Here is a 10,093-nt window from a genome sequence, read left to right as displayed (position 1 = left end):
GAGCATATTGGCGATATATTTTCTCTTTGTCAGGCTTAAAATCAATTCTAGCTATTTTTGGGATAATATGGCTTATAGTAGAAACCTTAGACTTTTTTAATGTTTATACGAAAGATAAATATGGCGCGTATGCATTTTTCATCTTTATAATTTTATCAATTTTAATCTCAATACTTCTTAAGAGGCCTATAAAATCTATTACTATTCCATTTCCAGAACATGATTTTACTATAGAAGTTTGTATTGCTGATTTATTTAATTTAAGTGGAGCAACAATGATTAGTACAAATACCATTTTTGAGGCTGATGTTGCTGGCAACAAAATTGCAGTTGATAGTCTACAAGGTCAATTTACAGCAAAATATTATACTGGTAATCAGATAGAATTAATAAACAAAATTAATGACGAACTTCAAAAACTTGATACAAATCCTCCTTATCCATTTGGAACTACTGTTCCTATTCATACTCATGGAAAAACATTCTATTTTACAGCTATGTCAAAACTTGGAGAAGGAGGAAATGCCTCATCTTCTGTTTCTGAAATTCAAGCTTCTTTAATTGGATTATGGGATTACGTTGGGAAAAAAGGAGAACTTATAGAGCTTGTTATCCCTGTTATTGGAACAGGAAGAGGACGAGTGAAAATTAGTAGAAAAAAAATGATTGCCTTAATAGCTGAATCATTTACAAAAGCTTCAGTTCAATTTAAATTTTCCAACAAACTAATAATCGCAATACGACCACAGGATGCGGAAAATTTTGGAATAAATCTATATGATATAAAAGATCATTTGAATCATGTTTTAAAGTAACTGAATATTCAACTTCAATTCTAATTATTAGCTCACAGTAAGAGTTTATACTTTCTCTAAATTCTTTCTCTAAACGAAAATAAACATCAATTTTATCGTTAGCATTATTAAAATTTGTGACTAAAATAAACTTTAATGAAAATATTTATATCCCATAGTAGCAAGGACAAAAAATTTGTTAGACACTTGAAAGATTGTTTGTTAGAAAATACTATCGAAACATGGGTAGATGAAGATCAATTAGACTTTGGCGACAGTTTAGTAAATAAACTAGAAAATGCTATAGAAGAAACTTCACATCTAGTGATTATATTATCTCCAGCATCGATTGAATCTGATTGGGTGATTTTTGAATTGAAAAAAGCACTCGAAAATCAACGTACTGGACTAATCCAAAAGATTATTCCTATCAAATATAGAGAATGTAAAATTCCAGATGAATTATCTGATTTACTTTATGCTGATTTATCAAATGAAGTTGTTTTACCAACTGATAATAATAGAGTAAAATTTATTTCAAATGGGTTTGATAATTTTTTCTTAAACCTAGTACGAGCAATTAAAAATTCAGCAAAAATCATTACTCAAGATGAGAAAAAAGAAATCATTAAGTCAATAAAATCTTCGGAAAAAGAAATAGAAAAGCACTCTAATCTAATTCATAGAGGAAATTACGAATTGGTTGGCTACGCAACACTGGAAGGACGAACTAAACACCAAAATGTCATATTAAAGTCAAATCGACAATTTGAGAACATTGATGATATTAGACCAATACTTTTACCATTAAGCTTAAAAAAAATATTCAATCCTAAAATAGGAGAGAAAATTGATATTGAGCATGAATTACCTTTTCCTACTTATGGGCATTTTGCTGGTTATCGAATGGATGATTTAAAAATTACCATAGATAAAAGAACTCGAAATGGAGCTGATATTTATGCAAGACACTTTTATCAAGTTGAAATTGATCCAGAAAAGAATCTAATTAAATTTGTAAATATGATAAAATAATACTCCCAATAGCGCGGATTTGTAATCTATGCCCTCCAAGTAATTAATACAATATATCTCTAAGAACAAACCTCGACTTCTAAAAATCGAGGTTTTTCCATTTTATAAACTTACTCCTCACACAAATAAGGATTCAAAATCTCCGCCAATTCATTGAGCCAATAAAAGCTGTTTTCCAGACTGGTTCTTTCTTTCTCCATAATTTCGTGTTCTCTGATGACTCCTAAAGCAAGTATGTGATTGGCTTGTCTTATGGCTTTTGCCATTTCGGTAGGATCGATGGTGTGATTAAAAAAATCAATAAGCCTTGTTTCGGCTTCTTTGGAAAGGGTGTTTGTTTTCATAATGTCGTAATTAATAGGAATACAAAACCCTTGCATATTAGTGTTCCTAACGCCTACGACAGCGTTTACGGTCGTTTCCGATACCGTACACATAATACAAGGGCAAATCTTGTTCTAATTTAAAGTCGTAATTATAGGAACTTCAAATATAGAGAAAATTATTTGAAAAAGAAAGATTTTTCTCTCAATAAATTACATTCATTTATCAAATATAAGAAATCTATATTTCAGTAAGCATTTATCGCATTTTTGTCATTTCGACTGGAAGGAGAAATCGCACTCGTTGATCGACAAAGATTGGCATCATGCTTTGCGGAGTTTCTTGTGTGATTTCTCCCTTCGGTCGAAATGACAAATAGTAAAAATAAGTATATTCGTACAAAAAAAAAAGAAAAATGCTGAATCCACAAATTGGCTTTCATAGCTACTACGTATATATTTTAACAAATAAGCATCGTACTACTTTTTACATTGGTGTCACGAATAACTTAAAGCAAAGGCTTTCAAAACATAAAGAAAATATAGAGCTGAATAATAAAACGTTTGCTTCAAAATATAATATCCAGTTTCTGGTTTACTACGAAAAATTCACTTGGATACAGGAAGCCATTGCAAGAGAAAAACAATTAAAAAAGTGGAGACGTGATAAGAAAATTGAACTTATACGAAGTTTTAATCCGACTTTCGAATTTCTTAATTTTCATTTTGAATAAAACTTATGTAATGATCTTTTTTGTGACACCAGTAATTGTCATTTCGACTGGAAGGAGAAATCACACTTGTTAATCGACAAAGATTGGCGACATGCTTTGCGGAGTTTCTTGTGTGATTTCTCCTTTCAGTCGAAATGACAAGACTGCATAAACTTGAAACCTGAAACCTGAAACCTGAAACTTGAAACATTAAAACAACCACCTAAAACACTACCATTCTGCTACTTAAAAAATCATTTCTTTAAAATTTCTCAAAAATAATTCAACAAAAAATTGCGAAACCGAATAGTTGCACGTATATTTGCAACCAATTGATTTCTTAATTAAAACCGGAATATTATGAGACGTGACATTTTCCAAGCCATAGCCGACCCAACTAGAAGGTCAATTCTAACGTTAATCGCTGTACAGGCAATGACACCAAATGCCATCGCAGAGAACTTTAACGCCTCCCGACAGTCGGTTTCGAAACACCTTCGCATACTTGTCGAATGCGATTTGCTTAAACAGGAACAGCAAGGCCGGGAAATTTACTATTCGCTTGAAATTGAAAAAATGAAAGAGATTGATCAATGGTTAGTCCAATTCAGAGCGATTTGGGAAACCAAGTTCAATCAGCTTGACGAACTATTAGTAACGCTTAAAAAACAGAACAAATGAAAAACGATTTGCAATTTGATTTTACCGTAGACAAAGCCACCAAAACGGTAATCATAAACCGAGAATTTAATGCAGAACTTCCGTTGGTTTGGGATGCTTTTACCAAACCGGAACTTCTGGACCAATGGGTAGCTCCAAAACCCTGGTCGTCAAAAACGAAACACATGACTTTTGAAGTTGGCGGACGCAGATTCTATGCCATGGTAAGTCCTGAAGGATTCGAACGCTGGGCGGTTCAGGAATACACTTCGATTACGCCAAAGACAAATTTTAAGATGTTCAATACTTTTGCGGACCAAAATGAAAATCGCGAACTGCCGGGCTCCAACTGGGATCATAGCTTTAGCGAACAAAACGGTATTACCAAGGTGAGTATCTCAATTTTCAATGAATCTTTGGAACGTCTGGAAAAAATGATTGAAATGGGCTTCGAGCAAGGGTTTAAAATGAGTATCGACAACCTGGAACAATTGCTGAAAACATTATCAGAATAATAATAAAGAAACGCTGATTGCGCGGATTCGTTTCACGAAAACGCGGATCTACACGGATTTTTACGGTAGTAATATTTTGAAGACATCAATTAACTTCTACCTAATAATATAAAAAAATCTGTGTTAATCCGCGTCTTCGCAAAGCGAATCAGTACCATCCGTGTGCTTTGTGCGTTCCAACTACACAGAACAGAAATTCACACACAGTACCCCAAAATGCAATAACAGAACAAATCTGTATACCCTCTTTGATCAACTTCATGAAATAAATCTTACTTTTGATCAAACACTATCCTCAATATGGTTTCGATAAAAACATTCGATCAGGCGACAGATTTAGAACAACCCAGACGCGTTTTAAAATATGTGCTTGTGTATTGCACTTCGGGTTCGACTGTTATTTCTGTAGATGAAAATGAATTTACCTTAACCCAAAATGCTGTTATCACCATTACTTCCGGTCAGATTCATTATTTTAAAAACATAGGGAATGCGACGGGATTTGTTTTAGAATTCACCTATAATTTTTTCTGCAAAGACGATACGGATATGGAATTGATTTTCCACAACGGACTGTTTTGTCACTTTGCCATGAATGAAATGATTGTGGTGGACAATAGTCCGTTTGTTGTTCAGGAATTAGAAACGATAGGCAAAGAATTACTACAAATGCCCTATCAATACCTCACCTCTATTCACAGCCGAATTGAATTGATATTGATTGAAATCAACCGAACCAAAATTAATCGCGGGGATGAAATCTACAAACCCGACGCGCTGTTTCTTCATTTTCTGGAAGCTATTTTACAAAACTTCGACAAAAACCTTTCTGTAAACGAAATAGCAACACTGATCGGTACAACAGAATCGAAACTAAACGAACTTTCGAAACTGCATACCAATAAAACGGCTCAAAATGTAATTTTCGGATTGATCATTTCCGAAGCCAAACGTCTTTTTACTTACGAGAAACTATCGGTAAAAGAAGTCGCTTATGCCTTGGGCTTTAATGATCCTTTTTATTTTTCTAATTTCTTCAAAAAACACACCAACACTTCCCCAAAATCTTTTAAAGAAAAAGCGACTAACTTCTAATAGGACGTTGATTTTAAACACATAGAAACATAGATATTATGTGCTGTAAAAAGATTTTGCAAAAGAGAAACTCGTTTCTCAACTCATAGACAGCCGTGTTTGCTTAAATAAAATACGTTTATTTAAGATTCTAATTCTATACTTCCTCCATATTAAAAAAACTCTGAAAAAGTTTAATTACATGCTTTTTCGAGGATTCTCTATTCTTTAGCAATACTGCCTTCCGCATCTTTGTATTGCAATAATTAAGCAATCAAAAAGATGAAAAAAAATCAGAAATATGCCGTTTTGCTTTTGCGGGTTGCCTTAGCAGCAGGTTTTTTATCTGCTGTTTCAAGTCGGCTGGGATTATGGGGAGAACATTCTTCGGGTTGGGAAAACTTTCTGGTTTATACGGAACAAGTAAATTCTTTTGTTCCTAAAAACTGGATTCCTGCTATTGCCATAACATCGACTATTTTGGAAACACTATTGGCTTTCCTCCTGCTCATTGGCTACCAAACGAAATTTGCGGCTGTTGGCGCTGCCATTTTAACTTTTGGCTTTGCACTTGCCATGACTTATTCTTTTGGAGTAAAAGAGCCTTTAGATTATTCTGTATTTACCTTTTCTATGGCAGCTTTTCTTTTGTCAACTGAAGAAAAATACCACTGGAGTTTAGACGAAATCATTCTGAAAAATAAAACAAACTAAAAATTACTATAATGGAAAAACAAATCACAAGAAGCAGCGAAAAAGACTGGAAAGTTCTAATGGAAGAAGGTGTAAAAACAGATGGCATTTCCGCCAAATCCTTATACTTTGATCCCGCTACCAACAGACCCACTGTTTTTTTACTAAAATTTGAAGCGGGTGCTTCGTATCCTAATCATGTTCATCCCGCCGGAGAAGAAATTTATGTTCTTGAAGGCGAAGTCCGCTCCGGAAAAGACGAATTAAAAACAGGCGATTATATGTACATGCCACCGGGAAGCAGTCACTCTGTATTTTCTAAAACCGGTTGTGTGTTATTGTTTAAAGTTCCTGAAGAAGTTGTGATACTTAAATAAACAGATCTCACATCTCACATTTTCACATCTTACATAAAAAACCTTGTTGCAGGATCAGATTTTAATTCGGTCCTGCAAATTGCTTTTAGCCAATAACAAAAGTAAAAAAAGATAAAAAAATCTTAAAATTAATCTCTCTCATCTCAACATATGTAGTTAACTACGTAAATTTGAACTAAAATTATTTTTTATGGTATTAGAGCAATCAAAGTCATTGGTATTGGGGAATCTTTTGCAGCGTTTGAATGAAAACCTGAGGAAAGAAGCGCAGTTATTCTACAAAAGTCAGAACATCGATTTTGAACCCAAATGGTTTCCGGTGGTGTATGTGCTTTCGCAGAAAAAAGCCATTAGTGTTGTCGAGCTTTCTCAGGAAATTGGCTACTCCCATCCTACTACTATTTCGTTACTGAAAGAGCTGGAAAAAAAAGAACTGATTGGTTCGACGAAAGATGCCAAAGACGAAAGAAAACGCCTTATTACCCTTACAGACAAAGCCAACGAGATGATCGATCAATTACAGCCTTTATGGCAAATCATGACCGAAGCGTTGATTGAACTCACAGATACCGAAAATAATTTGTTTAAAGCCATACACGAAGTAACCCAAAATTTAAAAACTAAAAATCTTTTTGACCGAATGACCACAATTAAAGAAATGAAGAGCGAATCTGCTCAAAAATCAACAGGAAATACTGTAAAAGTTGAGAAAATTGACGACAGCAAATTAATAGAAATTGCTTTTGCTATTCGTCGTCAAGTGTTTGTTGAAGAACAAAATGTATCACAGGAACGCGAATCTATGGACGACGAAGAAGCGATTCATTATCTCGCCACAGTTAATGGTTTGCCAGCCGGAGCGGCGCGTTACCGCCAAATGGAAAAGGGTTTTAAAATTGAAAGAATTGCCGTTTTGAATACTTATCGCGGGAAACGAATTGGAGAAGCAATCCTGCAAAAAATCTTAGCGGATTTAAAAGATGAGGAGAAGATCTATTTGTATGCACAAGTCAATGCAAGTCGTTTTTACATCAAAAACGGATTCAAACAAACCGATAACTTTTTCCTGGATGCAGGAATTGAACACGTCGAAATGGATTATGTGAAAATGTGAGAATGTGAGATGTGAAATAAATAAAGCTTAACCCTTTGTAATTATTTTTAAACACATAGAAACATAGATATTACACTTACAAAAAAGGCGTTTTACTTATTCTACAAACACAGAGACTTTACTATGTAAGAAATATGTTTTTTTTATATCCTTATTATACGTTTAAAAACTATGTTTCTATGTGTTTAGTTTTTTTATACTCCACGGATTAAAACTTATAATTCCACAGCCAAAAGCTCCTTTCCTAAATTATGAAGTGCTGTTTCTATTTTGATTCGTTGCGCTAATCTCGGATTCCGATGACCGGATGCATAATGCTGAATCTGTTTTTGATTTATACCTGTAATTCTCTCCAAAGCTGAATTTGTAAAAATTCCTTTGTAATAATTCAGCAAACTGGCAGTATCAAATTTATAAACTAATTCATATTCTTTTTCAAGAAAGGAAGGTCTGTTATTGCTATCCAAATCTTTTAAAGTTGCTATACAATCGAGTACATCCTGTTTGCATTTTTGAACAGTATCACCACCACCAACAATTGCATTTTCATTCTCTGCATATCCCCAAAAACCGTCTTCGTTTCTTTCGATAATAATTCTAATTGTTTTCATAGTTTTCAATCCTTTTTTGAAGAAGTTAAAGCCCCATTTCTTTTCTTAATTTCTGTTCTAATCCTTTTCCAATCTCTTTTGATCCGTGATTTGGAATTACAACCTGCTTACCATCCTTCTCATAAATCTCGTGACTTCCTTTGCCTTGTCTTAAGAATACCCATCCATTCCTAATAGCCTCCCTAATAAATTCTCTCGATTTCATCTGATAATGATTTTACAAAGATAGCAAAATTACTATCTTAAATAATTATTTTTACTTCGTAACGAAGATAGAAACAATTACAAATAAAAGTAAGAAAAAGCATATAAAACAAGGCTATTAAATTGTCAGAATTCAGTTTCTCTGATAACAATAATAGTACCTCGGAATCAATACGAAAACCTGTGAATTTATAAAATTAGGCTTAAGTATTAGTCAGTCTAAAGAGAATCAGGTTCAAAAGTTGCAGAGTGATAAAAATACTATTCCCTTTATCGTAAATCACTTTAGGAATGAAAGTGGCATCCTTTTGCAATCTTTTAAAGATTTACATTTTCCTAAAATTTCTTAATTGTAATAATACTAATTTACAGCTTACCCATAAGAGACAAGTATTTGAAATCTGCTGCTCTGAAAAAGCCTTAGCAGTAACATGGCACAAAGTGCCATGAATAATGATGAGCACCTCTTTTAGCCCTGTAAGGGCGAAAGCATAACCCAAAAAGCACCTATCTTATTTGATGACATTTCCGAAAGTTAGCAACTTTTAATCAAGATCTTATACTTTATTGATAACTGCTTTTGCCCCTTCAGGGCAATATGATTCATTATCTTAATTTATAGTGCGCTGCACTATTTTTATGCTTTTGGGCTTTCAGTTCTTTTTAAACATTTCAAATATTTAGACCAAAAGAGAACACTAATTATAAAATCAGCTGTAATAAAATTATCTCTTAAATGAAGAGCTAAAATCGTTAATAAAAGGAATAACTCCTATCAACCCCACAACATTTTGTGTTGATATATATATGTCCCTCGTTTAGCCCTGATTGCAGCGATATCCTTTTTCTGTTCTCGTTTCTTTAACGAGAACAGAAAAAGATTTAGCGAAAAGCAGGACAAATGGTTTTAAAAGCGCCAAAATGTGCTGCTTCTAAAAAAATCTACATTTCTAAAAAGCTAATAAAATAAGGACTTCACGAGGTTTTTATTGATTACCTATGACACGATAAGAAAATATTATGACAAAATTATTTCATAATCAGAAAAACCGTCCTACATTTGCCTAACGGTGTTAAACAATTTAATACTCAATTAAAATGGCTAGTAAAGATCGAATTTTAAGACAAAAAGAAGAGACCAGAAATAACATTCTTGGGGCTGCTTATGATATCGTAAAAGAAGAAGGCTGGAATGGTTTGAGTATGCGTAAAATTGCCGACAGAATTGAGTATACTGCTCCAATTATTTACGAATACTTTTCGAATAAAGAAGCGATACTGGAAGAACTAACCGGTAAAGGTTTTTTGAAACTGGCCAAAGAGTTACAAACTGCTAAAGATAAGTTTGAAAAACCCGAAGATCAGTTAGAAGCCATGTGGATGACCTACTGGGATTTCGCTTTTACTAATACTGAAATGTACCAATTAATGTTTGGGGTTCAAATGACCTGCTGTGCACAACGATGTTCGGCTCAGGAAGCACCTTACAAATTGTTTACCTCGGTAATTGCTGAAGTTATGAAGGACAGTAATCCAAGTGAAGACATTATCAAACAAAAATATTTTACTTTCTTTTCTGTTATTCATGGTCTGATCGCCATTAATATCATTAACAAAAGTGACATCCTGGAAACCATTAACGCTCAAATCCTAAAAGATGCGATTGGTGGTATCATAAAATCAATACAGTACTAAAAAATTCATTTTTACTTAAAAGTGATAAATGATTTAATAGCCAATTAAAAAATACCTTTGCCTTGTTACTTAACAGTGATAAATAATTTAATAGAGTAATTTAGAAGCCTTTTTTTCATTTTACTTAACAGTGATAAATAATTTAATAGAGTAATTTAGAAACCTTTTTTCTCATTTTACTTAACAGTGATAAATAATTTAATACCAGTTTTTAAAATAGGACTGGGAGGCTCATTATATAGAAATTCAGGCTTAAAAGCTTAACAACGTTAGATAATTTAATAT

The 10,093-nt window shown here is 33.3% G+C and carries 13 protein-coding genes; 10 read left to right on the top strand and 3 right to left on the bottom strand.

Translation table 11 applies throughout. The annotated features are described in order from the left end of the window. Nucleotides 1-815, top strand: an 815-nt coding sequence (locus JO950_RS19705; protein ID WP_202704177.1) for a macro domain-containing protein, incomplete at its 5' end; no start/stop codon positions are given. Nucleotides 816-950: 135 nt separating this feature from the next. Next, nucleotides 951-1,829 carry a toll/interleukin-1 receptor domain-containing protein gene (locus JO950_RS19700; RefSeq protein WP_202704176.1) on the top strand — a complete coding sequence of 293 codons (879 nt, stop codon included), beginning with the start codon at nt 951-953 and terminating at the stop codon, nt 1,827-1,829. A 110-nt stretch (nt 1,830-1,939) separates the two neighbouring features. Here the strand turns inward: JO950_RS19700 and JO950_RS19695 are convergent, their stop codons facing one another. Beyond that, a complete protein-coding gene (locus JO950_RS19695) occupies nt 1,940-2,173 on the bottom strand; it encodes a hypothetical protein (protein ID WP_202704175.1) in 234 nt (77 codons plus the stop codon). 395 nt (nt 2,174-2,568) lie between these two features. Here JO950_RS19695 and JO950_RS19690 point away from each other — a divergent pair, with 395 nt between their 5' ends. The 7 genes from JO950_RS19690 to JO950_RS19660 all read left to right on the top strand — a co-directional run bounded on the left by JO950_RS19690 (nt 2,569) and on the right by JO950_RS19660 (nt 7,298). Then, complete coding sequence (locus JO950_RS19690) at nt 2,569-2,886, top strand: GIY-YIG nuclease family protein (RefSeq protein WP_202704174.1); 318 nt, start codon at nt 2,569-2,571, stop codon at nt 2,884-2,886. Between the two features lie 339 nt (nt 2,887-3,225). Further along, nucleotides 3,226-3,546 (top strand): helix-turn-helix transcriptional regulator, encoded by a 321-nt coding sequence (locus tag JO950_RS19685; protein ID WP_202704173.1) that lies wholly within the window; start codon nt 3,226-3,228, stop codon nt 3,544-3,546. Further along, a complete protein-coding gene (locus JO950_RS19680; protein ID WP_202704172.1) occupies nt 3,543-4,040 on the top strand; it encodes an SRPBCC domain-containing protein in 498 nt (165 codons plus the stop codon). The genes JO950_RS19685 and JO950_RS19680 overlap by 4 nt, the downstream gene beginning before the upstream one ends. A gap of 300 nt (nt 4,041-4,340) precedes the next feature. After that, nucleotides 4,341-5,135, top strand: coding sequence for an AraC family transcriptional regulator (locus JO950_RS19675; protein ID WP_202704171.1), 795 nt, complete (start codon nt 4,341-4,343; stop codon nt 5,133-5,135). Between the two features lie 261 nt (nt 5,136-5,396). Then, nucleotides 5,397-5,828 carry a MauE/DoxX family redox-associated membrane protein gene (locus JO950_RS19670; protein WP_202704170.1) on the top strand — a complete coding sequence of 144 codons (432 nt, stop codon included), beginning with the start codon at nt 5,397-5,399 and terminating at the stop codon, nt 5,826-5,828. Nucleotides 5,829-5,839: 11 nt separating this feature from the next. Next, a complete protein-coding gene (locus tag JO950_RS19665; RefSeq protein ID WP_202704169.1) occupies nt 5,840-6,184 on the top strand; it encodes a cupin domain-containing protein in 345 nt (114 codons plus the stop codon). Between the two features lie 190 nt (nt 6,185-6,374). After that, nucleotides 6,375-7,298: a bifunctional helix-turn-helix transcriptional regulator/GNAT family N-acetyltransferase gene (locus tag JO950_RS19660; RefSeq protein WP_202704168.1), complete on the top strand. Its 924-nt coding sequence runs from the start codon at nt 6,375-6,377 to the stop codon at nt 7,296-7,298. A 215-nt stretch (nt 7,299-7,513) separates the two neighbouring features. Here JO950_RS19660 and JO950_RS19655 read toward each other — a convergent pair whose 3' ends face one another. Then, nucleotides 7,514-7,909 carry a type II toxin-antitoxin system HicB family antitoxin gene (locus JO950_RS19655; protein ID WP_202704167.1) on the bottom strand — a complete coding sequence of 132 codons (396 nt, stop codon included), beginning with the start codon at nt 7,907-7,909 and terminating at the stop codon, nt 7,514-7,516. Nucleotides 7,910-7,934: 25 nt separating this feature from the next. Continuing rightward, nucleotides 7,935-8,114 carry a type II toxin-antitoxin system HicA family toxin gene (locus tag JO950_RS19650; RefSeq protein WP_202704166.1) on the bottom strand — a complete coding sequence of 60 codons (180 nt, stop codon included), beginning with the start codon at nt 8,112-8,114 and terminating at the stop codon, nt 7,935-7,937. A 1,097-nt stretch (nt 8,115-9,211) separates the two neighbouring features. Between JO950_RS19650 and JO950_RS19645 the strand changes: the two genes are divergently transcribed. Beyond that, a complete protein-coding gene (locus tag JO950_RS19645; RefSeq protein ID WP_202704165.1) occupies nt 9,212-9,808 on the top strand; it encodes a TetR/AcrR family transcriptional regulator in 597 nt (198 codons plus the stop codon). Nucleotides 9,809-10,093 lie beyond the last annotated feature (285 nt).

Source organism: Flavobacterium sp. UGB4466 (assembly GCF_903469665.1).
GTDB lineage: Bacteria > Bacteroidota > Bacteroidia > Flavobacteriales > Flavobacteriaceae > Flavobacterium > Flavobacterium lipolyticum.
Note: the sequence above shows the minus strand (reverse complement) of the source record. Positions and strands in the feature narration are given on the sequence as shown.

What these genes read in the sequence shown, in the direction of transcription:
- JO950_RS19660 (WP_202704168.1), top strand. Translation starts at nt 6,375, where the DNA reads ATGGTATTAGAGCAATCAAAGTCATTGGTATTGGGGAATCTTTTGCAG.
- JO950_RS19690 (WP_202704174.1), top strand. Translation starts at nt 2,569, where the DNA reads ATGCTGAATCCACAAATTGGCTTTCATAGCTACTACGTATATATTTTA.
- JO950_RS19695 (WP_202704175.1), bottom strand. Translation starts at nt 2,173, where the DNA reads ATGAAAACAAACACCCTTTCCAAAGAAGCCGAAACAAGGCTTATTGAT.
- JO950_RS19655 (WP_202704167.1), bottom strand. Translation starts at nt 7,909, where the DNA reads ATGAAAACAATTAGAATTATTATCGAAAGAAACGAAGACGGTTTTTGG.
- JO950_RS19680 (WP_202704172.1), top strand. Translation starts at nt 3,543, where the DNA reads ATGAAAAACGATTTGCAATTTGATTTTACCGTAGACAAAGCCACCAAA.
- JO950_RS19700 (WP_202704176.1), top strand. Translation starts at nt 951, where the DNA reads ATGAAAATATTTATATCCCATAGTAGCAAGGACAAAAAATTTGTTAGA.
- JO950_RS19685 (WP_202704173.1), top strand. Translation starts at nt 3,226, where the DNA reads ATGAGACGTGACATTTTCCAAGCCATAGCCGACCCAACTAGAAGGTCA.
- JO950_RS19675 (WP_202704171.1), top strand. Translation starts at nt 4,341, where the DNA reads ATGGTTTCGATAAAAACATTCGATCAGGCGACAGATTTAGAACAACCC.
- JO950_RS19645 (WP_202704165.1), top strand. Translation starts at nt 9,212, where the DNA reads ATGGCTAGTAAAGATCGAATTTTAAGACAAAAAGAAGAGACCAGAAAT.
- JO950_RS19670 (WP_202704170.1), top strand. Translation starts at nt 5,397, where the DNA reads ATGAAAAAAAATCAGAAATATGCCGTTTTGCTTTTGCGGGTTGCCTTA.
- JO950_RS19665 (WP_202704169.1), top strand. Translation starts at nt 5,840, where the DNA reads ATGGAAAAACAAATCACAAGAAGCAGCGAAAAAGACTGGAAAGTTCTA.
- JO950_RS19650 (WP_202704166.1), bottom strand. Translation starts at nt 8,114, where the DNA reads ATGAAATCGAGAGAATTTATTAGGGAGGCTATTAGGAATGGATGGGTA.